Below are 25,303 nucleotides of genomic sequence, written 5' to 3'. Positions count from 1 at the left end.
AAAAACCATTAGGAGCACACAATGGATATGCCATACGTAGAATTAGAAACCACCATGGGTAACATCGTTATCGAACTGAATCAAGAAAAAGCCCCCAATACCGTGGCTAACTTCTTAGAATACGTCAAATCAGGTCATTATGATGGCACGATTTTTCACCGCGTCATTGATGGTTTTATGATTCAAGGTGGCGGTATGGACGCCAACATGACAGAAAAATCTACCAATGCCCCAATCCAAAACGAAGCAGATAATGGCTTAAAAAATGAAGTCGGTACGATTGCGATGGCACGTACTTCTGATCCACATTCAGCGACTGCGCAATTTTTTATCAATGTAAAAGACAATAGTTTCCTAAACTTTTCTGGCAAAAACCTACAAGGCTGGGGTTATGCGGTGTTTGGTAAAGTGACTGAAGGCATGGACATTGTCAATAAAATCAAAGGTGTACCGACTGGTAAATACGGTTTCCACGCTGATGTACCAACCACACCTGTGGTGATTACCCATGCAAAAGTAATTGAGAAATAATTTTTTTGTATGCAAAGTTTTGCAGATTTGGTCAATGATAATCCCTCTGCCATTGCGCAGGTTATTATCAGTGACTTACATTTGAGTATGAATGAGCCTGCCACTAATCCTTTAGGGCAGGCTTTTTTAGATTTTTTAGATAAATTGGCTTTACTGCCTAACCTAAAACAGTTTTTTATTCTCGGTGATTGGTTTGAAGCTTGGCTAGGGGATGATGTTGCTGATACAGACACCTTAACAGATGCGCTTCAGCCAATTATAGCGAAGCTCAAAACATTATCCGATAAAAACTGCCAGATTTTTGTCATGCATGGTAATCGGGATTTTCTGCTGGGGCAGCAATTTTGCGACAAGTTTGGCGGGCAATTGATTTTTGAGCCGTATTATTTGACATTAAATGGCAGAAAAGTTCGCCTAGAGCATGGCGATGCGCTGTGCATCGATGATAAAAGTTACCAACGCTTTCGCAAAATCATCCAACATCCTATTACAAAAAAAATTTTGCTCGCGCTACCCATTAAAAAACGCCAAAAAATCGCGCAAGATTTACGCCAAAAAAGCAAAACTGATAATGCCAAAAAATCCCTGCAAATCATGGATGTCAATGAACAAGCCGTGAAACAAGCGTTGCAAAAAGCCGATATACTGATTCATGGGCATACTCACCGCCCTGCTGCTCATCAAATTGGCGATAAACAACGGTTAGTGCTCGGCGATTGGCGATTGAATGACAACAGTGTTAATGCTGTCATTGGCGTTACAATGTCGGGGCAGCTAAACTTGGTCGAATTTTTCTATACAGTTAATCGCTAAAATGCTATCAAAGAATTTAATATTATTTGTTGCGCTGTTTTCAATTTAATTGAGAAATAAAAAAGGCGAGCATTGCCCACCTTTTAGTAAATTAGATTAGTAAGTCAGAAATTCAATTTAAACAACCGCTTTCACGGCTTGAATGACCGCATCAGTGGTGATGTTAAAGTATGGGAACAAGTCTTTGGCAGGGGCAGACTCACCAAAGGTGGTCATACCCACGACTTTACCATCAAGCCCTACAAACTTGTACCAATAATCGATATGGCTGGCTTCAACCGCCACACGCGCACGCACTTGCGGTGGCAACACGCTATCACGGTAGTTGATTTCTTGTTTGGCAAACACTTCAGCACAGGGCATTGATACGACGCGCACGCCCAAACCTTGGGCAGTCAACTCAGTGTAAGCATTCATTGCAAGCTCAATCTCTGAACCTGTGGCGATGATGACGGCACGTAGCTCACCTTGTTCTTTGGCTAGTACATAACCACCTTTGGCAATATTGGCTACTTGCTCGATATCTCGCGCTTGGTGCGGTAGGTTTTGACGGCTAAAAATGAGCGCGGATGGGGTTGATTTTGCTTTCAAGGCTTCTACCCATGCCACAGCTGACTCAACCGTATCACATGGTCGCCAAGTATGTAGATTTGGGGTAGCTCGCAGACTTGACAACTGCTCTACTGGTTGGTGAGTGGGTCCATCTTCACCCAGACCGATTGAGTCGTGGGTATAAACGTTAATGACGCGTTGTTTCATCAAGGCTGACATACGCACCGCATTGCGCGCATATTCCATAAACATCAAGAACGTCGCCACATACGGAATAAAGCCGCCATATAAGGCAATACCATTGGCAATCGCCGTCATACCAAATTCACGCACACCGTAGTGAATATAGTTACCTGCCGCATCATCTTCGAGCGCTTTGGCATTTTTAAACCAAGTCAGATTTGACCCCGCCAAATCAGCAGAACCGCCCAGCAGCTCTGGCAATAATGGCTGTAAGGCATTGATTGAATTTTGGCTGGCTTTACGCGTTGCAATGTTTTCTGGGTTATCTTGACAAGCCTTGATAAATTCTTGGGCTTGTGTCTCAAAATTTGCTGGCAAATCACCATTCACACGGCGAAGTAATTCACTGGCAAGCTCTGGGTAAGCGTCTTTATAAGCATCAAATTCACTTTCCCATGATTGCTGTAGCGCTTGACCTTTAACTGTACAGTCCCACCCTTCATAAATATCGTCTGGCAGTTCAAAGGCTTCGTGATCCCACTTGAGTGCTTGACGGGTAAGCAAGATTTCATCCGCGCCAAGGGGTGCACCATGTGAGGCCTCCAAGCCTTGCTTGTTGGGTGAACCTGCGCCAATCACGGTTTTACAGATGATGAGTGAGGGTTTATTTTTTTCAGCTATGGCATTTTGGGTCGCTTGGGTAATGGCATCGGTATCGTGACCGTCAACTTTTTGCACTTGCCAACCATAAGCTTCAAAACGTTTTTGGGTGTCATCGGAGAACCAGCCTTTGACATCACCATCAATCGAAATACCATTGTCATCATAATACACAATTAATTTGCCCAGTTGCAGCGTACCGGCTAATGAGCAAACTTCGTGCGAAATACCTTCCATCAAACAACCATCACCTAAAAAGCAATAGGTTTGGTGGTCGATGACTTGGTGACCGTCTCGGTTAAATTGCGCGGCTAGGGTTTTTTCTGCAATCGCAAAACCAACAGCGTTGGCAATCCCTTGACCCAACGGACCTGTGGTAGTTTCCACACCTGCGGTGTAGCCATATTCAGGGTGACCGGGGGTTTTAGAGTGCAATTGGCGGAAATTTTTGATATCCTCAATGCTAACGTCATACCCTGTCAAGTGTAGCAAAGCGTACTGCAACATTGAGCCATGACCATTTGATAGCACAAAACGGTCGCGATTTAGCCAATTTGGGTCGGTTGGATTGTGCTTTAAAAACTTACGCCATAACACTTCAGCGATATCTGCCATGCCCATCGGCGCGCCTGGATGTCCAGAATTGGCTTTTTGCACCGCTTCAAAGGCTAGGGTACGGATGGCGTTGGCAAGACGACGTTCAGAAATTGGGGTTGTCATTGGCTTTCCTATATTACAGAATTAATTACAGAATTAAATTTTGTCGTATGTAACATGCTAAAAATAAAACTGTGACAAATTTTATCACAGTTTTGGGTCAATTTTTTAGCTTTAACCGTTTAGTTTGCTCAGCTTTCAAATAAAAGCAAAATGGCAAAAGATGCAATTTTCTGTCAAATCACTTGTTAGCCGACAATTTTTGGTTCAAATTTTCTAAACGCTCAAGCGTGCCTACATCGACCCACGCATCGCTCAGCAAATCCCCCATTACCAAACCTGCTTGCATGGCTTGTTTGAGGAGTGGCGCAAGCGGCGCAGTCTCCCCTGCCTTGACCGTATTCAATAATCTTGGTGACATCACGCTAATCCCGGCAAAGGTATATTTTGGCGTGCCATCTACCTTGACCTTGCCATTTTCTAAGGCAAAATCGCCAGTTGGGTTATGCGTCGCTTGGTCGGTGAGTAGCAAATAAGCCTGCGAGTGGTTTAACTGAATCTGGCTTAGTTGAGCAAAATCAAAAGGCGTCCACACATCCCCATTGACCAAGATAAATGGCTGGTCTTTTAATTTGCCGCTAGCCAAAGCCATCTTGATACCGCCTGCTGTCTCAAGCGGTTCTTCTGGCTCAATCGACCAATGAATGGTGACACCGTATTGACTGCCATCCCCGATTGCATTGAGCAGTTTGTCAGCAAGCCATGACACATTGATGGTGATATCGGTGATACCCGCTTGTTTGAGTGCTTTGATATGCCACACGATAAGCGGTTGCCCGCCGACTTCGACAAGCGGTTTTGGCGTGGTCAAGGTTAAAGGGCGCAGCCGAGTGCCTTTACCCGCGGATAAAATCATGGCTTGGGTGATGGTGGTTGACATGGGGTTTTATCCTTGGATTTTTTGATGAAAAGCAGGTTCAACGACGGCGGTCATCCAATCATCAAATTTGTCAAAAGTAGGACGCTCATCCCTTTGGGTGATAGCCTTTAGACAAGTTAATAAATCATTGAAAACTTTAGGCAGGTTGACCAAATAACGGTCTTTGCCATCTCGCTCAAACAAGCGTACAAAAATTCCCAATACCTTAAGATGACGCTGCATACTCATGATATTAAAATCCACAGTAAACTCTGCCAAGCTTTTATTAATTTGCGCCAATTGGTGATAATGAGCCAAATGCGTGTTGACCCATGTTTCATCATAATTGATATAGGCATCTCGCAGTAAAGACGCCAAATCATAGGTATAGGCACCGATGACAGCATCTTGAAAATCAATGACGCCCAACTCATCGCTGTGATTTAATACCATCAAATTACGGCTGTGAAAATCACGGTGCACCACCACTTGAGGCTGCGCGATGACTTGCTGGATAATATCAGACTGCAAATCTTGCCACAGCGCCTCTAAGTCTGGGGTCATCGTCACGCCGATATAGGGTAAAAACCACTCGCTAAACAAGCCCATTTCTCGGCGCAGCAAGGCATCATCGTAACTTGGGATAACGGCTTTGGCATCATTGACATCAATTTTTTGAATCGCCAAAATTGCCTGCATCGCCTGCTGATAATAGCGCGCAGTTTTTGCCAACTCGCCTGCATCCGTTAGATCCTTGGCAATGACATCGGCAAAATCCGTGTTTCCCAAATCCTCAAGGACGATAAAACCTTGCTGTTCATCCGTGGCAATCATTTTTGGCACATGCACATGACCTCCCATTAACTTGCCCACGGCGATAAATTCTTTCACCGATTCTTTTTCTGGCGGCGCATCCATCACGATATAGTGTTGATTGTCGACGGTTAAGCGATGATAGCTGCGAAAGCTGGCATCGCCAGGTATTTTTTCATGCTGCAATGACTGATTTTGAAAAACTTCGGTCAACCAAATGTGTAGCTGTTGTTCACGTGGCTCGGTATTTGATGGCGAATCTGCGCTATCGGAAGGGGCTTGATTAGCAAGTTGTGCGGCAGGATGGTTCATAACGTGGGCTTACTCAATAAAAATAAGTTATGCTACCGAAAATCTGCGTATCTCTCAAGTGGCGTCTATCATGTTTGCAATTTTAAACATCTTTTGCAATAGTATATTGATGACGCTAGTGATATGATGTGAAGGTTTTTATATTGCGTCTTTGGTAAATGTCTAATGAAAAAATCTGTGAAATTGTCGCCTATTTCGTCAACTTCTAATCGTTTAACTTCACATTCGTCTTTGCCAACCCAGCCCACACGCCTGCATCAATCACTACACCAAATTTATCGACATACCAATGTTTTAGCGATGACGCTTGGTGCGATGTTCACTACTCTGTATTCAACCTCAGCGCTTGCGGTGTTGCCGAACGCCGCCGTTACGGAATCGACTGATGCAGCGACAGCACAAAGCCCTGAAACACAGAATATTGAAAAACAAAACTTTGATACCTCAGCTGCAAAGCCCGATACCGATAGTAGTATCGCCACCACATCACACAGTGTCACTGCTGTCGATGTAACCACCAATCAAGGTATCACACCGATTAGCACGCCTAACATCAAACCAAACTCTGCGCGTACTCGTCCCAACTTTACCCCAAATCAACAACAGCAAGCCAGTCTAGATAAGCTCAAAACCTTTTATCAACCCAAAACCCCGCAAACCACGGACGATACTAGCGCCACGGTTGCTAATCCAACTTCTAATCCAAATTTGCTGAGCCCGCTCACGCCTGATAGTCAACAGTCAGGTGCTCAAGCAAATACGCAATCAAAAGCAGGGACCCGAAAAGACGCCATGTGCCATGGCAACTGGGTATATCCCACTTCGACCATTTATCAACAACAGGCATTAGCAGCAGCCGCTACCGACCAACCCAATAGCAGCTTCCCAATTTATGCGTCGTCTGACTATGGCTATTATGACAATGAAAATTACGCTGAATTGTCAGGCGATGTGCAAATCAACCAAGGTCGTCAGCAAATCTCTGCCGATAAAGTGGTCGTTAACGTGCAAGATGGCATTGCGGCAGCTCAAGGTAATGTTTTGTTGGTGGATGCCGCGCAAAGTACCCAATCGACAGACGGCAATCCACGTGTAAGCCTCAAAGATAGCCCAAAAGGCGGGCTGATTACCGTTGCCGATGAACTGGCGTACCAAACTGATAGCACCAAAGCAACCGCCAAAGACGTGGCGTTTGCCAGCGTACCGCTACAAGCGTATGGTTATGCCAAACGGCTTAATAAGGTCGATGAAAGCCGCGTTGAAATTGACGATGTCATGTTTACCACCTGCGCGCCTGACAATCCGACTTGGCAAATCAATGCCAAAAACATCGATATCAATACCGACACGGGTCGCGGTGAAGCCTATAATGCCACGTTAAAAGTTAAAAACACCCCGGTATTATACCTACCGTATTTCAACTTTCCGATTGACGATCGTCGCACCAGTGGTTTTTTGTTACCACGCGGCGGCTTTAGTACGGAAGGGAGTTTTAATGTACAGTTACCTTATTACTTTAATCTAGCGCCAAATTACGATGCCACTGTCACGCCTACCATTTTTACTGACCGCAATCCGATGTTGACGGGTGAGTTTCGCTATCTGACAGAAAAATTTGGTTATGGTAGCTTGACAGGCTCTTATCTGCCAAACGACAAACAATATAATGATGAAGACCGTACCCGCTTTTATTATGATCATCATTGGCAGTCAAAAGATATCCCTAACCTATCCATTGACGCGCTATACCAGTATGTCTCAGATCCTAAATTCTTAAACGATTTTGAGACATTGGGTGACGAAACCGTTCAATTAAATTTACCGCGCCGCATTCAAGCCAATTATTACAATGACTATTTGACTGCGCTTGCCAAGATTGAAACCTTCCAAACACTGGATCGTAATTTAACCAATTCAGACAAAATCTTGGACAAAGACAAACCGTATGACCGTCTGCCGCAGTTATCGGTCAAATACCGTGTGCCTTGGGCAACCCAATTTGATTTGACGGGTATCAGCGATTTTGCTTATTTTAAACGTCCAATCGATGATGGCTCTGCGCCTGAGCAAAGCGGTGGCAGACTGTATAACAAACTCACTGCTGCCTATCCAATGACGCGAACTTGGGGATACGTGACCCCGTCAGTGAGTTTACAGCACCTTTATACCCAATTTGACCAAGAATCAGCCGATGCCAATGGACTGGATAAAAATAGCAAAAGCCAATCTATTTTTGTACCGCAGTTTAGTATTGACAGCGGCTTAAATTTCTTTAAAGCAGGCACCCCATTTGGTAAATTTGATGACTCCTTGGGTGGCTATCAGTTATTGAGCCCGCGCCTAAAATATGTGTACTCGCCTTATAAAGACCAGACTGACGTACCCAACTTTAATACCCGTTTGGCATCGCTCAATTTTTCGCAATTGTATGAAGATTCATGGTTTTTGGGCTATGACCGCCTGCCCGACAACAATCATCTAACCCCTTCATTAAATTATCGCTATATTGATGGCAATGGTTTGACTCGCTTGGATGCCAGCGTAGGTAAACAAATTTATTTGAGTGATATTCGGGTACATCTTGATGATACTGATGATGGGTTAAAAATTGACAATACCGGAACCGTATTTCAGGTAAGCACCCAACCGCGTCAAGATTTTTGGGTAGATTTAGATGGCTCGGTTGATGACAACGCTGATTTAAACTATATCAACACCCAATTTCGTTATGCGCCAACTTTTAATAGCCTTTATAACTTAGGTTATATCAAACGCAATGAGAGTAGATTTGGACAAAAAGCCCTCTCTGCTTTCACAGGCTCTGCTGTTTTACCTATTAACGATAATTGGCAGTTTTTAGGGGCTGTCCAATACGACAATGAGAAAAGTCGTTTTAGTGATGTGTTAGCGGGCTTTACTTATGATAGCTGTTGTTATGGCTTATCGATTTATGCTCGCCGTTATTATGATGAATTAAGTGATAAAGACAGTGCTGACCACGCTATCATGGCAGAAATTAGCTTAAATGGGTTATCCAATAAAGGTGACGGTCGACTGGCTAGTTTGATGCGTAATCGAGTATTGGGTTATGACCCTAGATACTAAACGCCTTTTACGCAAAAAACCGCCTAAAACTTGAGGTTTTTTAGGATTTATTATGATACAGACATACGCTAGCAAATATTATTGTATAAAATGACCCAAACTTTACAACATCACTTAGCAATATCATTTAGCAACATCTAAGCCACTCGGTCAAAGACCCGTCATTTAAGCTAAATGGTTTTGTCACAATTTTTGAGTGATCGAATTTACTTTTTTTATTTTTTGGTTTTTATTTTAAGGATACATGCCATGAACCATGCTGTCATGCATAATTTACCCAATTTTCACCGTAACACCCTATCTGCTCTCACTAGCGCTTTGATATATGGCGCTCTATTGGTTATGCCAACATTGAACGCGCAAGCCGTGACTGCAACAACAGCGGTCACAGCTAAAACCAACACAACCAGCAGCAAAACGACGGTGGAATCTAGTAAAAAATCTAGTACCAAACCTGCAGTGCAAACCACAAGCAAATCAACCAAAGCTGTAACAGCAAACAAAACCACCAACGCTGCCAAATCAGTCAAAGCCGACACCAAAGCCAGTGGCTCAAAACCTACCACTCAAAAAACAGCAAAAGCTGTCTCTCAAACTGCGCCCATAGCACCAGAAGTGGCCAACTCATTGGTTGAGTCAGCGCCTGTCGTCACTAGCAACTCGCAAGATCAAGTTATTGATGGCGTGATTGCTATTGTCAACGATACTCCTATTTTACGCAGCCAGTTAGATCGCGCGGTTGCTCAAGCTTCTGCCCAGCTTCAAGCGCAAAATAAACCTGTACCACCCGCACAGCAACTTTATCCGCAAGTATTGGATCAGCTAATTACTAAGCAAATCCAACTTGATATCATCAAACGCCAAGGACTGCAGGCTGAAGAGAATGCAGTGAATGCTGCGTTAACCAATTTGGCACAACAAAATGGGGTCGCAAGCCTTGCTGAATTCCAACAAAAACTTGACGCCCAGCGCGCAGGTAGTTACCAAGCCTTGCGTCAAAAAGTCAGTGAAGACTTGGCGATACAAACCCTGCAACAGCAGCAACTTGCCAGCCGCATTAAAATCTCCGACCAAGATGTCGATAACTTCTTAAAATCACCAGAGAGCAACGCTTTAGAAAAATCACAATATCGCACCTTACATATTCGCGTGCCTTTTGAAGCCGATGCCGCAGGTAAAACCAGCGACAAACAAAAAAAACAAGCGCTGACCGTAGCCACCCAAATTGCCAAAAATTTGCAAGCTGAGAATGCCAATATTGAGCAAATCATGACTGACGCGCAAACCAACTATAACGCGCAAATTCAAGGGGGCGATATGGGCTATCACGTCGCGGCTGAGTTACCGACAGAACTGTCAAAAAACATCACCGCCCTTGAAGTCGGGCAAGTCACCAACCCGATTGCCACGGCAGAAGGTTATAACGTGATTAAATTGGTCGATAAACGCGGCGGTCAACAAAAAATCATCGATCAATGGCATACCCGCCATATTTTAATCAGCCCATCGACTGCCCTACCCGCTGACATGGCGAAACAGCAAATCGACACTATCTATGAAAAACTGCGTCAAGGTGAAGACTTCGCTACTTTAGCAAGCACCTACTCAAAAGACCCAGGAAGCGCCAGTAACGGCGGCGATTTGGGGTGGGTCAGTGAAGGTGATATGGTACCAAGCTTTGAAGCAATGATGAAAAAAACGTCGGTAAATGACTATTCTGTGCCATTTCAATCACAATTTGGCTGGCATATTCTTAAAGTCGATGAAAAACGCCAAAAAGATGTGAGTGATGTCTATCGTAAAAACATGGCGCGTGAAATCCTATACCAGCGTATGGCACCACAAGCACTAGACGATTGGATGCAGGAATTAAGAGCGCAAGCTTACGTTAAAATTATGCAATAATTTAGCTTTCACAAAAAAGGCAGTGTGTTAATCACACTGCTTTTTTTATGATTGAATTACTCCATAAAAATCAGCGTTGCCATTCGACCTGTCGCAGGCAATTGATGCTGGGTTTGCCGACGATACGAATAAAACCGTGCATCACTATGACTATCTAAACCACTTTTATGCACCTGATGAATACCACAAGCCTTGAGCTGTAATTCTGCTATTGCAGGCAAATCGGCAAAATAATGACCGACCTTATCAGCATTTGGCTGAAACAACTGGTTAGCGACAGCCTCAGATACGTTTAACACTGATAACACGACATCTTTGACACGACTGTCTACTTCATAGCTCGATTGTGCGATGCTAGCGCCTATCCAGGCGTGCCATCTACGAGTGACCTTCTGCATTTCGGCAGTCGCATTGTCCCCCGCTGCAAAGTCAAACTGGTGTACCATTTTTTGCACTGTCTTTGCAATAATATTTTTACTAAGACCTTGCCAGCCAGCATGAATAGCCGCAATCAGCTTGTTATCATCTGTTGCCTCCGTCGCTATCATGACGGGTACACAATCTGCTGTCATGATAGCTAAGGCAACGTTTGGTAAACGAGTAATATGCGCATCAGCAGGTATCGCTGCTGTGCCAATTTTATCAGTAACCTGATAAATATCATTACCATGGATTTGATTAAGCCAATGAATGCTGTTTAATGCGGGATGATAGTGTTGCAAGGATTGCAGCAAGTGCGCACGATTTTGATGCACCTGCACGCTATCATCTCCTACATGCAAGCCTAGATTAAATTGACCATACATAGCATTCAAACTAGGCTCCCCCGCTGAGTCATTGCTTGAATTACTTGGCTTGCTTAGTAGGGCCTCATAGCCAGATAGGGTTTGAACCACGGTTACCCCTTGGCTCGGTGCGTGCATCAGTTCAATCCAGTGTGAGTGGTTATCCGTCATTATTGGGCTCTTAGTTATTAGTCTCTTAGGTATTAGTCTATTAGGTATTGGGCTATTAGTTGGCTTATGAATGATTTGTCGATTAAAACGCATCGCCAGGCACATACACCTCACCCACCATCAGACGGCGCGCTGAACGGCTCATAGACACTTTTTTGGCTTGCCATTTGCCATCCACTTGCATGGACTCACCCCCGACCAGTAGCGTGCCTGATGGGTGACCAAAGCGTACTTCAGACAACGCTTTGCCACCGGCCGCTTGGTTGACCAGCGTACCTTTAATGGTCGCTGCGGTGCCAATCGCAACCGAGGCTGTACCCATCATAGCATGGTGCAGTTGACCCATGCTCATCGCGCGGGCAAGCAAATCAATATCGCCTACCTTGACTGCTTTGCCACTAGAGGCGGTATAATCGGCGGGTGCTGCAACCCAAGCAATTTTTGGGGTATGCTGACGAGTCTGAGCTTCTGTTAGCTCTGTAATCAATCCCATTTTAACTGCGCCATGGGCACGGATTTTTTCAAGCTTCGCCAAAATTTCTTGGTTACTGTTGATGTCTTTTTGCAGCTCGGTACCCGTAAAACCTAAGTCTTTGGCATTTAAAAAAATCGTTGGGATACCTGCATTGATCATCGTGACGTCAAATTCACCGATTTTAGGTACATTAAGTTTGTCAATCAAGTTGCCGGTCGGGAACATATCGCCATCGCTATCCACAGGGTCGATAAATTCAATTTTGACTTCGGCTGCTGGGAAAGTCACACCATCTAGCTCAAAATCGCCCGTTTCTTGCACTTGACCATCAGTTATGGGTACATGCGCGATGATGGTTTTGCTGATATTTTGCTGCCAAATACGGACTTCACAAATGCCATTTTGGGGCACTTTACTGGCATCCACCAAGCCATTGGCAATCGCAAATGAACCGACCGCAGCGGTTAAGTTACCACAGTTACCTGACCAATCAATCATCGCTTTGTCAATGGCGACCTGACCGAATAAATAATTCACATCATGATCGGCAACGTCTGTTTTTGACAAAATCACCACTTTGGAGGTTGATGATGAGCCATTCCCCAAACCGTCAATTTGCTTACCATACGGATCTGGACTACCAACCACCCGCAGTAAAAAATTATCTCGGGCTTGCCCTGGGGTTTGGCAGCGCTCAGGTAGGTCATCAAGCTTGAAAAAAGTACCTTTTGACGTACCACCGCGCATATAGGTAGCTTTAACAGCGACTTGTGGGGCAAAATGGGCCATGTTCATATCCTTATGGTGGCAGGTAGAGAATTACGCATCAATTTGTTTTATGTTTAGTCACATTACAACATTAAAAACATGATAAAACAAATTGATGATTGGGTGATATACGTTAAACACGTCATTTATCAGTGGTCAACGTTAATATTGCTCGTTTTTTTCTTCAATGGTTAATTTGACCTTGGTGTCGGTTGGGACTTTTTCATGCGATACTGACTTGGTCGATTTGTCTGTACTTGTGCTAGCCGCTGACTTAGTAGCGGTTGATTTGGTATCAGCATTCGAGGTGGTTGACTCAGATTTTTTCACCGATTTCTTATCTGCGCTATCTGATGCTGTGTTTTTCTTTTCTGATGTGGTGGTCACGTCAGTCTTGGTTTTTTCGCTGTCGTTTTTTTCACTGTCTGTTTTTGGTTCTTCTGTGGTTTGTTTCTTGACAGGTTTGGTCGTTGAATTTTGGCTGTTGTTGGCAGCGACACTGGGTTTGCTAGTCACTGGTGGTAAAACGGGTATGGCGCCTGCCGAAGAACCGGCTAAGGGCGTATTAGATGGCTGGGTCAGCGTTTGCGCTAATGCCGAATTTGCCATAATCTCACCGACTAGCCCAATCACATCGTCGCCTGTGGTGCTATTGACTTGGTAATTAGTGCCACTGGCTGATAGACCAAACCCAACATTGTTTGCCACTAAAGTGCTATTTTGCAATTGATAACCACGCGACGCGATTTGCTCGGCGGCGACTGGCATTTTTAGACGGGTATAAATTTTATCCGCGTTATCGAGCTGCGCTTGAGGCATATTAAACGATACCGTCGCTTGGCATTTACCATTGCTACCATTCACGCTCTCTAGGTTGATTGCCACTTGCGACAAGCCATTTTGCAAGATAGACATATCAACCACCGTACCTGCTTGCTGCTGAATGATGTCAGACTGTTTTTTGGCTTGCTGGTCGATGCGATTGACCAGATAACTGTGAATGGCACTGGTTGCCTTCTCATTGTTACAGGCAATATCAGACGTTTCAATTGACTTTTGCTCACTGCTTGCAGCACTGCCAGTTTGCTCGTCTTTTTGCTCATTGCGACTACATCCCACCACGGCTAAGACAAAACACGCCAACAATAACGGCGTACGCATTTTTTTTGACAACGTATTTTGTGGGAAAATCATAGACATAAGGCACCTTCACGCAGAATTTATTACCATGCCATTATAAAGCAAAGTTTTGCAAATTGGCTAGTTGTTCACTATTATTTATAATAAAATTTAGTTGTCATAATTTTTAGTAGTCACAAAATTTTATTGTCTATTGCGAGCCATCGTATGCGCCATCCAAATCAAACCTATTATTTACTCGGTCATCGTGCTGCGCGGGCTGAGCGGCTAGAGAACTGTCAAGACGGATTTGCCTACGTGCAGCAATTGCAAAAACAGGGTAAGCAGCTTGATGGCGTTGAATTTGACGTCCAAATGACCGCCGATGGCAAATTTGTGGTGGTACATGATGAAACCTTAAATCGTCTTACAGGACAACAATCGTGGATTGCTGATAAAACATGGGCGGAATTAGACGCCATTGTGCAATCGGACTATGGGCGGTTTTCCCAACGTTTTGAGCTAGGGTTTTTAAAACGTCACATATTGTTGCTAGACGATTTACCACCCTATCTGCAATACTTTTGCCATATTGAACTGGAAATCAAAACCCATGCCAAAACTCATCCAGCCTTGTTGGTTAAAAATCTGCTTAGGCTATTATCTCAAGAAATATGGCAAGCTTTAGCCATCACTTTGACCAGTTTTGATACCGATATTTTGTACCAAATTCAAAACCAACAGCAATTTTTAACGTTTCACTTTCCGACAGGCTTGTTACTTGAGCCTAAAACACTTGAGCCTAAAACCACGCTGGCAAGCCAAATTGCTTTTTTACCGACGCCTGATGCAGCGGGTAAAAATTTAATATTGCAAACCTTTAATCGCGCTTGTGCGTTAGGCTGTAGCCAAGTGGGCATTTATTATGCGCTTATCACCCCAACCCTGTTGGAAATTGCCAAAATTTATGGCTTAACAGTCAGCGCTTGGACGGTGAATGAGGTGGATGTGGCAAAACGCTTGATTGAGATGGGCGTCGATTGTGTGATTACAGATTATCCTACCCAATTTTTAACCCAATTATATGACCTTAACGTTTAAATTGATCCACTAAATTGACCAATAAGGAGATAACCATGAAACTTGCAGAAGCTTTGTTACGACGTGCTGATATGCAAAAAAAGCTCGCCAGCTTGAAATCGCGCATTGCTGAAAACGTCAAAGTCCAAGATGGCGATACCCCAAGTGAAAACCCGAATGAACTGCTGCTGCAAGCCAATCAAGTCATGAGCGAGCTGTATGCGTTAATCGACCATATCCATCGCACCAATGCCATCGCTGTCATGCCCGATGGCTCAACCATGCTCAGCACTTTAGTCAAGCGTGATGAACTTGCCGAACGCCATCGCCTGCTGCAAACCGCGATTGATAATGCTAAGACGGAAGGCGATCGTTATAGCTACCGGGAAATTAAATGGCAAAAAGTGATTGAACCGGTCAAACTGCAAAAACAAGCAGATGACATAGCGGTCAAACTCAGAAACTTAAATATCCAATTGCAAGCCACTAATTGGCAGATTGATTTAGTATAAGCTAGTTTGAAAAAAGCCTACAATTTGCTATGATGGATTTGAACATACAGAGCGACTATCAGACCTTGTTTGGCGCGCTGTCCACCGAGAGGTTGAAAATAAATCGGGCACAGCTTGCAGGTCTGCGAGCAAGACCATCTTTTTACTCGTCATGCTCAGCACACCTTACTAGTTAAACTCGCTCACGAGGCGACTTTAGACCTGCACTCATTACTACCGGATATTGACTGTATGTTCACCTTTTTTGTCTAAAATCCTCTGTTTGATGGGGGCAAAACTTTTACGGTGCATGGGCAAAATACCGTAATGCTCTATCGCTTGGATATGGGCGGCGGTGGGGTAGCCTTTATGCTGCTCAATGCCATAATCAGGATACAACTTTGACAACGCCACCATGTCTCGGTCACGCGTCACTTTGGCAATCACACTCGCGCCACTGATACACGCATGTTTGCCGTCCCCTTTTACAATCGCTTGCTCATGGGTAATTTGCTGATAATTGGGCAAGTCAAACAACACGGGCAGTTTATTGCCATCCACCATGACGCTAAAGGTCGCCGTTGGGTATTGCGCTAACATTTGCGCCATCACGCCTGCCACCGCTTGTTTCATGCCTAGTAATGTCGCTTGTAAGATGTTCAGTTGGTCTATTAAGCTGGCAGAAATTTTGACAACCTGATGCGCGCTCGCCGTTTGTTCAATCAAGGAAAATAACGTTTCTCGTTTTTTCTCTGACAGTTTTTTGGAGTCAGTTAGCGCGCTTAGCGGATGATTGTGGCTAATACCTACACTATCAGCGGTGTGTAAATCAGTGCTTAGACTATCTTCTTTGATAGATAAAATTGCCTTATCGAAGATGAGCGCACAAACCACCACATCGCCCAATAACGGACCCCGCCCGACTTCATCCACGCCAATAATAAAATGCTTTGTCATTTAATTTAGATCCCAAAATTTGTTACAATGCCTACCATACGGCTATTTTACATTTTTAAGGAACTAATATGAATATTTTAGTGATTGGCACAGGCGGACGTGAGCACGCATTGGCATGGCAATGCGCCAAAGATAGCAAAGTTAGCACAGTTTTTGTTGCCAACGGCAATGCAGGCACAGCGCTTGAACACAAATTACAAAATGTCGATTTAAACGTCAAAGACCATGCGGCGGTAATTCAATTTTGCCAAGACAATGACATTGCCTTTGTGCTGGTTGGTCCTGAAGCGCCACTGGTGGCAGGTATGGTCGATGACTTAACAAAAGCAGGTATCAAAGCTTGGGGACCCACGGCGTATTGCGCGCAGCTTGAAGGGTCAAAAGCATTTGCCAAAGATTTTATGATAAAACATCATATCCCTACCGCCAAATACCAAACTTTTAGCGATGCCGAGCAAGCGATTGCTTATGTGAAAGCAGAAGGCGCACCGATTGTCATCAAAGCCGATGGTTTAGCCGCAGGTAAAGGCGTGATTGTGGCGATGAGCGAACAAGAAGCCATTGACGCCATCAATGATATGTTATCGGGCAACAAATTTGGTGATGCGGGCAGCCGTGTGGTGATTGAGCAGTTCTTGCAAGGGGAAGAAGCCAGCTTCATCTGTATGATAGATGGCAACCATATCTTGCCGATGGCAACCAGCCAAGATCACAAACGTATTGGCGAAGGTGATACCGGTCTTAATACAGGCGGTATGGGTGCTTACTCACCTGCCCCCGTAGTGACACAGCAAGTACATGATAAGGTGATTGCGCGTGTAATTCAGCCAGTGGTCGATGCCATGAACGCCAATGGCACACCTTATACGGGATTTTTGTACGCAGGCTTGATGATTGATGACCACAATGACCCCTATGTGATTGAATTTAACTGCCGTTTTGGTGACCCAGAAACACAGCCTATTATGATGCGCCTAAAAGGCTCAATGGTTGACTTGATAACATTAGGGTTGGATGGCAATCTTCCCAAACAAACCGAGTGGGATGAGCGCCCCGCCCTAGGTGTGGTACTGGCTAGCAAAGGCTATCCAGAAAGCGCGAGCAACGGCGATGTCATCCATGGGTTACCATCACTTGAGTCACAGTATGGGCAAACGGATATGGATGTCAAAGTTTTCCACGCAGGTACCAAAGCCTTTGAGAATGGTGAGATTGTCACCAATGGCGGCCGTGTGGTTTGCGTGACGGCGCTCGGTGACGATATTTTGGATGCCCAAACCAAAGCCTTAGCAGTTTGTGGCGCTATTAGCTTCGATGGTATGCAATATCGCCGTGATATCGGTTGGCGCGCTATTCAATCTAGCGCCGAATAACCAGTAATCAATGAGATGGCATTTAGACATCTAGCCACTGTCTTACGCCAAGCGTTAATCCGCTTTATTAAAAATCGGTAACAACAATCAAAGCAAATCATGTGTTAAAATGATTTGCTTTTTATTTGGCTTTTTCTTTCAAAAACATTAGGCACCCTGTATGGCAAATCCGCAAAATTACGATAACCAACCGCTTGAACAGCTCAAAACCTCGGCGCTTGACCGTCGGTTATCGATTGCCAAAGCATCGCTCAATATCGGCAGACGATGGGCGACCAATAGCGCCTTTGGATTATTCAAATCAAAGGAAGAAAAAGCGGTGCAAAAACAAGCTTTTATGCGTGAGCAAGCCCAATATTTGGTGGATGAGCTGGGTAAACTCAAAGGCTCGGTGGTCAAAATTGGTCAAATGTTAGCCCTGTACGGGGAGCATTTTTTGCCCCCCGAAATCACAGAAGCCTTACAAACCTTGAACAGCCAGACGACCGCTTTTTCCTGGTCAATTATCGAATCAGCGCTACAAAAAGAATTGGGCGATAAAATCCATGAGTTTGATATCGACCATACCCCAATTGGCACCGCCTCACTTTCGCAAGTACATAGAGCAGTTCATAAACCCACGGGCGAGCAAGTGGTGTTTAAGGTGCAATATCCCAATATCGCCGATGCCGTGGACAGTGATTTGGATTTGTTCCGCCAACTGCTTAGAGTGACGAATGTTGTCCCGCAAACGCGCCAACTCGATGATTGGTTTGAAGAAATCCGTGACCTGCTGCATCATGAAGTCAACTACCTCCTAGAAGCAAATACCACTGAGACGTTTTTTCAGCGTTTTGCTGGGGATAGTCGCTATGTGGTGCCGCGTATCCTCAAAGCTTACAGCACCGATCGGCTGCTATGTATGACCTATGAAGATGGCGTGTCGATTTTGGATGAGCAAGTATTTGCGCTACCCCAAGAAAGACGGAATGCCATCGGACAAGCGTCGATTGAAATTATGCTGCGTGAGATTTTTGAATGGGGCGATATGCAAACCGACCCCAATTTTGGCAACTATCTGATTCGCCTTGCACAACAGCCTGATACACAGCTTGACCAATTGGTGTTATTAGACTTTGGCGCGATTCGTCAGTTTGATGATAATCTGCTACTCATCGCCCGTAATTTGCTGTTGGCAGGATTTTTTCACGACCGTAGTAAAATGCGCCAAGCGATTGATCAAGCAGGCAAGCATTTTGAATTCTTTGCTAATCTTAGTGATTCGGTGAAAAATGATATGGTAGAGCTATGTTTGCTTGCCAGTGAACCCTTTAGTTTGCCAAGTCGTAATCCGACGATTCCTCCGAATGTACTGGATGTACATGGCAATTATATTTGGGCGGAAAGTGATTTACATAACCGTGTCATTAAGCTTGCTAGCAAATCAGCAACCTCAAAATCCTTTAGCGTGCCGCCTAAAGAGCTGATGTTTATTAGCCGTAAATTCATTGGCGCTTATACCTTTATGACGGTGCTTGATGCCAGAACCAAAGCCCATGATTTGATGGCAACATTCACCTCAGAAGATTGAGTATAAGCGACTGATTGATTAAAGCAAATTGTGTATTCGAGCTTGAATAAGAAAATTTACCTATAAAATTTTCATTGATTAGAAATATATTATGAGATAAACAGGCTATATCATTGAATTGTTGGATTGCTAAGTTAAGATTAGTTTCGAAAATAGGTACGTCTGCAGTATCTGTGATAATAACAACGCGATTATCTAGATAATATTTTTTAATAACTTTTAATAAATCTTCAACAAGTATTACTTGGATATTTTCATTTCTCCAATCGATATCACCATTTCCAATATCGCTTAGATAGCCATTCAGCTTTGCTAGTTTGTCATTAGCTTGCCCGATAGTCAGTTCTTTAAAATCTTTTTTTAATGCTAATTTGCATTCGTCATAGAGTGTCAAACTTTCCATACTATGGTTATTGCCTTTTCCAATTAAGCCAACTGTCAATCACCGCATTGGCGGGGTCGATGTTGCTTTGCTCACGCAGCCATTCTGACGTTTGCCGCAAATCTCGCAGCTGCTCATTATAGTTTTTAACTTTTAATGATTGCTGTACCACACGGCAAATATTGTCTGGGTTGGCGTCTTCTTGTAGCAATTCCGGTACGATTTCTCGCCCTGCCAAAATATTAGGCAATGCCACATACGGTACTTTGACTAGGCGTTTTGCCAGCCAAAAGGTCATTTTATTGAGTGAATATACCACCACCATCGGTTTACCCAGTAGCATAGCTTCAAGCGTGGCGGTACCCGATGCGAGCAGTACCAAATCTGACGCCGCCATCACCCGTTGGCTAAAATCCGCTTGTGTTTCATCACAGCTGACAGTGACATGATGGCGCACCTGCGCTGACTGGGCTTCCAGATATTGCTCTACGATAGTCAGTAGATGTTGGTTGACCGTTGGCACAATAAAGCATAGCTTATCATCCATAATCAACAGTTGATGAATGGCTTTGAGCATTTTTGGAAAAATCGCATCGATTTCACTGCGTCTTGAGCCTGGCATCACTGCAATGAGATGACTCATCTCAAGCTCGCCCATTTTGACAAAAAACTGATGGTAGGTGGGATTATCCCAAATCAACTCACGGCGCAGTTCGTCCATGGGCGTTGTAAGCAAATTGTCATTAATGGTTTTGAGGAGTGAATGCCCGACACACACGGCGGGATGATCATGTTTTTGATAAACAGATAACTCAAACGGAAACAAACACAGCACCAAATTGGTGGCGCGTTTGATTTTCTCGATTCGCCCTTCCCGCCATGCCCATATCGATGGGCTGACATATTGCACACAATAAATACCCGCTGATTTTAACCGCTCCCCCAATCTCAAATTAAAATCAGGCGCATCAATGCCGACAAAAATATCGATTGAATTTTGTTTAAAGGCTGCCAAAATCTCATCGCGTGCTTTAAACAAATCTGGCAAATGCTTGACCACTTCCACCAAGCCCATCACCGACAGACGAGACATGTCAATCACTGAGTTAAGCCCTTGCGCCTGCATCTGTGCGCCACCCACGCCCACCCATACAATGTCATCACGCAAATTATTCATCTGGCGCATGAAGTCTGCACCCAGCGCATCGCCTGAGACCTCGCCTGCTACGATACCAATGACAATCGGCTGGAACTTGGTTTTAGCAACGTTTTGCGGCAAATTCTGTTCACTTAGGTTAGAAAAGCTCGCTTCACTGACGTTATAAAAGCTGGCTGCGCTTGGGTTAGCAATATCGGTTGCGAGTGTGGCGTTTGCAGCAAGGTCTGAAATGGTTTGTGCAGGGGCGTTAGCGTACATGGGATTAAACAGCCTTGTTTGGTTATAATTTTAAAAAAATATTTTAGGGGTAAACAGATGAAAAGTAAAACCATCAAAAAATTTAAATGACAGTTATTTGTTATTTTGTACTAGTATACTGATACAATAGTTGTTATACTGTTGTTGTAGGATATGCAGATTCCAAACAGACTTTAAACATTGACAAAAAATTTTATCAACTGCCAAACTAAAAGTAGGCTTTCCTACTGACTCAAGTAATGACATTATAAATTTTTTGGTTTATAGTGATTTTTTAAATTTTTGCCAACAGCCTGTGAGAATTATGACAACTTTTGCCAAAACTGATATCGCTGATGTAGATAATGTGAATATTGAAGCAATTTTACCGCTAGTAACGCCTGCGGAATTAAAAAACGAACTACCATTGAGCCCCAAAGCTATCGAGACGGTGACCAAAGGTCGCGAAACCGTGCGTAATATTTTAGACGGTAAAGATAAACGTTTATTGATGGTGATTGGTCCCTGCTCGATTCATGACGTCAACGCTGCGCATGAATACGCCGATAAACTGTTGGCTTTATCCAAAGAAATTGAAGACAGTATTTATGTTGTGATGCGTGTGTATTTTGAAAAACCGCGTACCACGGTGGGCTGGAAAGGCTTAATCAACGACCCAGACATGAATGATAGCTTTGATATCAATAAAGGCTTGCATGTTGCGCGCAAACTGCTGCTTGATTTGAATGAAAAAGGCTTACCTTGTGCAACCGAAGCGCTTGATCCCAATACGCCGCAGTATATCCAAGATTTAATCAGTTGGTCAGCCATCGGCGCACGTACCACTGAGAGTCAGACTCACCGCGAGATGTCTTCAGGCCTGTCTTGTCCAGTTGGCTTTAAGAACGGTACAGACGGCGGTATGACAGTGGCTGTCAATGCCATGCAAGCAGTGAAATCTGGTCATAGTTTTTTAGGTCTATCTGCCGATGGTCTGGTGTCGATTATCAAATCAAAAGGTAATCCATACGGTCATGTGGTGCTTCGTGGCGGTAATGGCAAACCTAACTATGATGCCACTGCCGTTGCCCAAGCAGAAAATGAACTTGCCAAAGGTAAAGTCTCAGGCAAAATCATGATTGACTCAAGCCATGCCAATTCAAATAAAGACCCTTACCTGCAACCGATGGTCATTCAAAATATCGCTGAGCAAATCAAACATGGTAATCGCTCGATTATTGGGATGATGGTTGAAAGTCATCTTAAAGGCGGTCGTCAAGATTTGACCGCGGATTTGAGCCAACTAGAATATGGCAAGTCTATTACCGATGGCTGTATCGATTGGGATACCACGGTCAAAGCGATGCATGATTTACGTGATGCGGTAAAAGATATATTGCCCACTCGCGAGTTGAATGATTAAGTCTTTAGCATTTGAATAAATTTAATTAACCGCTATAATGAATTTGTAGCGGTTTTTTTGTTGATGAAATTAGGGTCTAAACATGAGCGAAAAATTGGAAAAATATGGCGTCAAAATCGTAGAACGTCCTGCCATTAAGCCCACTAAAAAACTTGATTTGTCAGGTATTTATGGTATGCAAATTATCAAATCGGAAACCAAACTAGTTCTACGCACTCATAACAAAACCTTTAAACGCCTAGCAGATATGTAATGAATTTAATTTTCTTTAGAGTATTTGTCGCTGAACGATGATGAAATCACGATTGACCACATTTTGTTAGCCGATGCGATGCGAGATTTAGTTATCGGGGAAGTGACTGAATCCGAGTTCGCCGATATCCTTTATTCTCAATATGCATTGAGCAGTAGACTAGGTTAATAATGCGGCGGTTTATCGCTTAACAAATCAAACGGCTGGATTTGCGAGCCTTGCGTTTGAGTTTCCAATTTTTGATAAAGTAGCTGTAATTGCCGTTGTTGGTCAGCAATCAACTGGCTTTGCTCGGTGACGATATTATCAAGTTTATCCAACGTATCTTCCATAAACAGCACTTGCGTTTGTAAATCAATCAACTCTTGGGTTAATTTTTCCACCATGGTAACCAACCCATTTTCATCGCTTGCCTGTTTTTGGTGATCTTTTTCGCTCATTTAGAATGCCTCATAAGTTTCCCCACAATTTTTTGCCATAAAGTCTGCTACAATAGCCGCATTTTCCTATTATACAAACATTTTTACTAAACTTTGAGAAAGTTATGGCACTGATTCATTTACGAGATATTCATTTGGCATTTGGTATTGCACCGATTTTGGACGGTATTGATTTTAATATCGAACAAGGCGAACGCGTATGTTTGATTGGGCGCAATGGTGAAGGTAAATCAACTTTGTTTAAGGTGATTAGCGGTCAAGTCAAGGCTGACAGTGGCGAATTCCAAATTAGTGGCAATCTGAAAATTGCCATGCTCGAGCAAGACATTCCAGAAACGTCGGGTAAAGTCAGCGACATCGTTATGGCAGGTGCAGGCGATGTGGCAACATGGCTGACAGCCTACGAGCAAGCCAGTGATAAATGTGCCAGCGGTGACATGAAAGCCTGCGAATTGATGTCAGATTTGCAGCATAAAATTGATGATGCCCATGGGTGGGACTTGAGCCGTGAAGTACAGACCATGCTGTCCATGATGAACTTGGACGGCGATGCCGATATTAGTGAATTATCGGGCGGTCGCAAACGCCGTGTACTGCTTGCGCGTGCGCTGATTACCAAACCTGATGTGCTACTACTTGACGAGCCGACCAACCATTTGGATGTCGAAAGTATCGAATGGCTTGAGCAATTTTTGCAAAACGCGCAAGGATTGACCCTGCTGTTCATCTCGCATGACCGCTCGTTTATTGACAAAATCGCCACTCGCATTGTCGAACTTGACCGCGGTATTCTACGCAGTTATGACGTTACCAAGCAAGCAGGTAATGTCAATAAAGGCTATGCTCGCTACCAAGAACTTAAAGAACAACAACTGAGTGCCGAAGAAAAAGCCAATGCCAATTTTGATAAAAAACTGGCTGAAGAGGAAGTGTGGATTCGTCAAGGTATCAAAGCGCGCCGCACCCGCAATGAAGGTCGCGTGCGCGCGTTAAAGGCGCTGCGTGAAGAACGTAAATCCCGCCGTGAGCAAGTCGGACAAGTTAATATCAGCATGAACGATGGCGACAACAGCGGCAAATTGGTTGCCAATGTCAAACATCTCAATCTAGGTTATGGCGATAAAACCTTGGTAAAAGATTTCACCACCAGCATCATGCGTGGTGACCGTATTGGTATTATCGGTAAAAACGGTGTTGGCAAATCCACGCTCATTCATGCGATTTTGGATATTCCGCAGCCTGATATCACCAAATCTGGCTCAGTAAAATTAGGCACCAATCTACAAATCGCCTTTCTTGACCAACTGCGTGACCAACTTGATCTAGAAGCGACCGTGGTACAAAACGTCGCGGAAGGTTCTGATTTTGTAGAAGTGGCGGGCAAAAAGAAACATATCATCGGCTATTTGCAAGATTTCTTATTTGCCCCAGAACGCGCCAGAACGCCAGTCAAAGCCTTGTCAGGCGGTGAGCGTAACCGCGTTTTGCTAGCCAAACAGCTACTAAAACCTGCAAATATCTTGGTACTTGATGAGCCGACCAACGACTTAGATATGGCAACCCTAGAGCTGTTAGAAGAAGCCGTCGATAGCTTTAATGGCACCATCTTACTGATTAGCCATGACCGTACCTTTATGGACAATGTCGTAACATCAACTTGGGTATTTGATGAAGATAGCGATGGCAATGGTATTGTCAAAGAATATGTCGGTGGCTATCAAGACTATTTGACGCAAAAATCCCGTGAACAAGCGATTAAACCCAAAGCAGACAAATCAGAAAAGACAGCAGTAAAGCCCAAAGAAGCCATTAACACTGTTGCACTAAAAACTGATACGGTGAAGAAAAAACTGAGCTACAAAGAGCAGCGCGAATTAGACAGTCTCCCCGATGAAATCTCGCTACTGGAGCAAGAGCAAGCTGAACTTCAAGACAAATTAGCCGATGGCAGCTGGTTTGTGAGTGATATAGCAGCCGCTACCCAAGCCAGTGAACGCCTCAACGAGATTGATGATTTGCTACTTGAAAAAATGGCGCGCTGGTCAGAACTTGATGATTAAAATCATTAAACAATTTATAAAGGCAATGTTAGCAATTAACTTTGCCTTTTTTTATCTTTTATATTAGTTAATGTTTACAATCGCCAATATAATATAATTTATACTTGAAA

The 25,303-nt window shown here is 44.0% G+C and carries 21 protein-coding genes; 11 read left to right on the top strand and 10 right to left on the bottom strand.

All coding sequences use genetic code 11. The features are described 5' to 3' along the window. The first annotated feature begins 21 nt into the window (after window positions 1-21). Together LAJ61_RS10305 and LAJ61_RS10300 are read left to right on the top strand one after the other, a co-directional pair. Window positions 22-531, top strand: a complete 510-nt coding sequence (locus LAJ61_RS10305; protein WP_224053837.1) for a peptidylprolyl isomerase — start codon at window positions 22-24, stop codon at window positions 529-531. 9 nt (window positions 532-540) lie between these two features. Continuing rightward, the gene (locus LAJ61_RS10300; RefSeq protein WP_224053836.1) at window positions 541-1,344 is read left to right on the top strand and encodes a UDP-2,3-diacylglucosamine diphosphatase; all 804 of its coding nucleotides are present in this window, start codon (window positions 541-543) and stop codon (window positions 1,342-1,344) included. Window positions 1,345-1,461: 117 nt separating this feature from the next. Here the strand turns inward: LAJ61_RS10300 and tkt are convergent, their stop codons facing one another. The 3 genes from tkt to LAJ61_RS10285 form a co-directional block, all read right to left on the bottom strand. Further along, complete coding sequence (gene tkt, locus LAJ61_RS10295) at window positions 1,462-3,459, bottom strand: transketolase (protein ID WP_224053835.1); 1,998 nt, start codon at window positions 3,457-3,459, stop codon at window positions 1,462-1,464. A 178-nt stretch (window positions 3,460-3,637) separates the two neighbouring features. Further along, window positions 3,638-4,336, bottom strand: coding sequence for an N-acetylmuramate alpha-1-phosphate uridylyltransferase MurU (gene murU, locus LAJ61_RS10290; RefSeq protein ID WP_224053834.1), 699 nt, complete (start codon window positions 4,334-4,336; stop codon window positions 3,638-3,640). A 6-nt stretch (window positions 4,337-4,342) separates the two neighbouring features. Continuing rightward, complete coding sequence (locus tag LAJ61_RS10285) at window positions 4,343-5,440, bottom strand: aminoglycoside phosphotransferase family protein (protein WP_224053833.1); 1,098 nt, start codon at window positions 5,438-5,440, stop codon at window positions 4,343-4,345. A 165-nt stretch (window positions 5,441-5,605) separates the two neighbouring features. Here LAJ61_RS10285 and LAJ61_RS10280 point away from each other — a divergent pair, with 165 nt between their 5' ends. Both LAJ61_RS10280 and LAJ61_RS10275 read left to right on the top strand, forming a co-directional pair. Then, window positions 5,606-8,545 (top strand): LPS-assembly protein LptD, encoded by a 2,940-nt coding sequence (locus LAJ61_RS10280; protein ID WP_224053832.1) that lies wholly within the window; start codon window positions 5,606-5,608, stop codon window positions 8,543-8,545. A gap of 249 nt (window positions 8,546-8,794) precedes the next feature. Continuing rightward, window positions 8,795-10,450: a peptidylprolyl isomerase gene (locus LAJ61_RS10275; RefSeq protein WP_224053831.1), complete on the top strand. Its 1,656-nt coding sequence runs from the start codon at window positions 8,795-8,797 to the stop codon at window positions 10,448-10,450. 56 nt (window positions 10,451-10,506) lie between these two features. On the opposite strand, the gene pgeF is transcribed toward LAJ61_RS10275, so the two are convergent. The 3 genes from pgeF to LAJ61_RS10260 all read right to left on the bottom strand — a co-directional run bounded on the left by pgeF (window position 10,507) and on the right by LAJ61_RS10260 (window position 13,849). After that, the gene (gene pgeF, locus LAJ61_RS10270; protein ID WP_224053830.1) at window positions 10,507-11,406 is read right to left on the bottom strand and encodes a peptidoglycan editing factor PgeF; all 900 of its coding nucleotides are present in this window, start codon (window positions 11,404-11,406) and stop codon (window positions 10,507-10,509) included. Window positions 11,407-11,488: 82 nt separating this feature from the next. Further along, window positions 11,489-12,670, bottom strand: coding sequence for a 2-methylaconitate cis-trans isomerase PrpF (gene prpF, locus LAJ61_RS10265; protein WP_224053829.1), 1,182 nt, complete (start codon window positions 12,668-12,670; stop codon window positions 11,489-11,491). Window positions 12,671-12,811: 141 nt separating this feature from the next. Beyond that, window positions 12,812-13,849 (bottom strand): hypothetical protein, encoded by a 1,038-nt coding sequence (locus LAJ61_RS10260; RefSeq protein WP_224053828.1) that lies wholly within the window; start codon window positions 13,847-13,849, stop codon window positions 12,812-12,814. A 147-nt stretch (window positions 13,850-13,996) separates the two neighbouring features. Between LAJ61_RS10260 and LAJ61_RS10255 the strand changes: the two genes are divergently transcribed. Together LAJ61_RS10255 and LAJ61_RS10250 are read left to right on the top strand one after the other, a co-directional pair. Further along, the gene (locus tag LAJ61_RS10255; RefSeq protein WP_224053827.1) at window positions 13,997-14,869 is read left to right on the top strand and encodes a glycerophosphodiester phosphodiesterase; all 873 of its coding nucleotides are present in this window, start codon (window positions 13,997-13,999) and stop codon (window positions 14,867-14,869) included. A gap of 35 nt (window positions 14,870-14,904) precedes the next feature. Further along, the gene (locus LAJ61_RS10250; RefSeq protein ID WP_224053826.1) at window positions 14,905-15,360 is read left to right on the top strand and encodes a DIP1984 family protein; all 456 of its coding nucleotides are present in this window, start codon (window positions 14,905-14,907) and stop codon (window positions 15,358-15,360) included. A gap of 213 nt (window positions 15,361-15,573) precedes the next feature. Here the strand turns inward: LAJ61_RS10250 and LAJ61_RS10245 are convergent, their stop codons facing one another. Then, entirely contained in the window at window positions 15,574-16,296 is a 723-nt protein-coding gene (locus tag LAJ61_RS10245) for a ribonuclease HII (protein WP_224053825.1), read from the bottom strand. 68 nt (window positions 16,297-16,364) lie between these two features. Between LAJ61_RS10245 and purD the strand changes: the two genes are divergently transcribed. Next, on the top strand, window positions 16,365-17,669 hold the full coding sequence (gene purD, locus LAJ61_RS10240) for a phosphoribosylamine--glycine ligase (protein WP_224053824.1): 1,305 nt from the start codon (window positions 16,365-16,367) through the stop codon (window positions 17,667-17,669). Window positions 17,670-17,829: 160 nt separating this feature from the next. Beyond that, a complete protein-coding gene (locus tag LAJ61_RS10235; protein WP_224053823.1) occupies window positions 17,830-19,239 on the top strand; it encodes an ABC1 kinase family protein in 1,410 nt (469 codons plus the stop codon). Here the strand turns inward: LAJ61_RS10235 and LAJ61_RS10230 are convergent. Both LAJ61_RS10230 and lpxB read right to left on the bottom strand, forming a co-directional pair. Next, on the bottom strand, window positions 19,223-19,642 hold the full coding sequence (locus LAJ61_RS10230; protein WP_224053822.1) for a CDI toxin immunity protein: 420 nt from the start codon (window positions 19,640-19,642) through the stop codon (window positions 19,223-19,225). The genes LAJ61_RS10235 and LAJ61_RS10230 overlap by 17 nt on opposite strands. Window positions 19,643-19,649: 7 nt before the next feature. After that, window positions 19,650-21,038: a lipid-A-disaccharide synthase gene (gene lpxB, locus LAJ61_RS10225; RefSeq protein ID WP_224053821.1), complete on the bottom strand. Its 1,389-nt coding sequence runs from the start codon at window positions 21,036-21,038 to the stop codon at window positions 19,650-19,652. Window positions 21,039-21,342: 304 nt separating this feature from the next. On the opposite strand from lpxB, the gene LAJ61_RS10220 reads away from it, so the two are divergent. Continuing rightward, a complete protein-coding gene (locus LAJ61_RS10220; RefSeq protein ID WP_224053820.1) occupies window positions 21,343-22,440 on the top strand; it encodes a 3-deoxy-7-phosphoheptulonate synthase in 1,098 nt (365 codons plus the stop codon). 82 nt (window positions 22,441-22,522) lie between these two features. Then, complete coding sequence (locus tag LAJ61_RS10215) at window positions 22,523-22,693, top strand: hypothetical protein (protein WP_007116753.1); 171 nt, start codon at window positions 22,523-22,525, stop codon at window positions 22,691-22,693. Between the two features lie 164 nt (window positions 22,694-22,857). Here LAJ61_RS10215 and LAJ61_RS10205 read toward each other — a convergent pair whose 3' ends face one another. Beyond that, window positions 22,858-23,133 carry a SlyX family protein gene (locus tag LAJ61_RS10205; RefSeq protein WP_224053819.1) on the bottom strand — a complete coding sequence of 92 codons (276 nt, stop codon included), beginning with the start codon at window positions 23,131-23,133 and terminating at the stop codon, window positions 22,858-22,860. A gap of 104 nt (window positions 23,134-23,237) precedes the next feature. On the opposite strand from LAJ61_RS10205, the gene abc-f reads away from it, so the two are divergent. Continuing rightward, window positions 23,238-25,193: a ribosomal protection-like ABC-F family protein gene (gene abc-f, locus LAJ61_RS10200; protein ID WP_224053818.1), complete on the top strand. Its 1,956-nt coding sequence runs from the start codon at window positions 23,238-23,240 to the stop codon at window positions 25,191-25,193. Window positions 25,194-25,303: the final 110 nt, after the last annotated feature.

It is taken from the genome of Faucicola osloensis, from assembly GCF_020041925.1.
Taxonomy (GTDB): domain Bacteria; phylum Pseudomonadota; class Gammaproteobacteria; order Pseudomonadales; family Moraxellaceae; genus Faucicola; species Faucicola osloensis_D.
The sequence above is the reverse complement of the archived record's forward strand: the minus strand, read 5'-3'. Positions and strand labels throughout refer to the sequence as shown.

What these genes read in the sequence shown, in the direction of transcription:
- LAJ61_RS10305 (WP_224053837.1), top strand. Translation starts at nt 22, where the DNA reads ATGGATATGCCATACGTAGAATTAGAAACCACCATGGGTAACATCGTT.
- LAJ61_RS10300 (WP_224053836.1), top strand. Translation starts at nt 541, where the DNA reads ATGCAAAGTTTTGCAGATTTGGTCAATGATAATCCCTCTGCCATTGCG.
- tkt (WP_224053835.1), bottom strand. Translation starts at nt 3,459, where the DNA reads ATGACAACCCCAATTTCTGAACGTCGTCTTGCCAACGCCATCCGTACC.
- murU (WP_224053834.1), bottom strand. Translation starts at nt 4,336, where the DNA reads ATGTCAACCACCATCACCCAAGCCATGATTTTATCCGCGGGTAAAGGC.
- LAJ61_RS10285 (WP_224053833.1), bottom strand. Translation starts at nt 5,440, where the DNA reads ATGAACCATCCTGCCGCACAACTTGCTAATCAAGCCCCTTCCGATAGC.
- LAJ61_RS10280 (WP_224053832.1), top strand. Translation starts at nt 5,606, where the DNA reads ATGAAAAAATCTGTGAAATTGTCGCCTATTTCGTCAACTTCTAATCGT.
- LAJ61_RS10275 (WP_224053831.1), top strand. Translation starts at nt 8,795, where the DNA reads ATGAACCATGCTGTCATGCATAATTTACCCAATTTTCACCGTAACACC.
- pgeF (WP_224053830.1), bottom strand. Translation starts at nt 11,406, where the DNA reads ATGACGGATAACCACTCACACTGGATTGAACTGATGCACGCACCGAGC.
- prpF (WP_224053829.1), bottom strand. Translation starts at nt 12,670, where the DNA reads ATGGCCCATTTTGCCCCACAAGTCGCTGTTAAAGCTACCTATATGCGC.
- LAJ61_RS10260 (WP_224053828.1), bottom strand. Translation starts at nt 13,849, where the DNA reads ATGTCTATGATTTTCCCACAAAATACGTTGTCAAAAAAAATGCGTACG.
- LAJ61_RS10255 (WP_224053827.1), top strand. Translation starts at nt 13,997, where the DNA reads ATGCGCCATCCAAATCAAACCTATTATTTACTCGGTCATCGTGCTGCG.
- LAJ61_RS10250 (WP_224053826.1), top strand. Translation starts at nt 14,905, where the DNA reads ATGAAACTTGCAGAAGCTTTGTTACGACGTGCTGATATGCAAAAAAAG.
- LAJ61_RS10245 (WP_224053825.1), bottom strand. Translation starts at nt 16,296, where the DNA reads ATGACAAAGCATTTTATTATTGGCGTGGATGAAGTCGGGCGGGGTCCG.
- purD (WP_224053824.1), top strand. Translation starts at nt 16,365, where the DNA reads ATGAATATTTTAGTGATTGGCACAGGCGGACGTGAGCACGCATTGGCA.
- LAJ61_RS10235 (WP_224053823.1), top strand. Translation starts at nt 17,830, where the DNA reads ATGGCAAATCCGCAAAATTACGATAACCAACCGCTTGAACAGCTCAAA.
- LAJ61_RS10230 (WP_224053822.1), bottom strand. Translation starts at nt 19,642, where the DNA reads ATGGAAAGTTTGACACTCTATGACGAATGCAAATTAGCATTAAAAAAA.
- lpxB (WP_224053821.1), bottom strand. Translation starts at nt 21,038, where the DNA reads ATGTACGCTAACGCCCCTGCACAAACCATTTCAGACCTTGCTGCAAAC.
- LAJ61_RS10220 (WP_224053820.1), top strand. Translation starts at nt 21,343, where the DNA reads ATGACAACTTTTGCCAAAACTGATATCGCTGATGTAGATAATGTGAAT.
- LAJ61_RS10215 (WP_007116753.1), top strand. Translation starts at nt 22,523, where the DNA reads ATGAGCGAAAAATTGGAAAAATATGGCGTCAAAATCGTAGAACGTCCT.
- LAJ61_RS10205 (WP_224053819.1), bottom strand. Translation starts at nt 23,133, where the DNA reads ATGAGCGAAAAAGATCACCAAAAACAGGCAAGCGATGAAAATGGGTTG.
- abc-f (WP_224053818.1), top strand. Translation starts at nt 23,238, where the DNA reads ATGGCACTGATTCATTTACGAGATATTCATTTGGCATTTGGTATTGCA.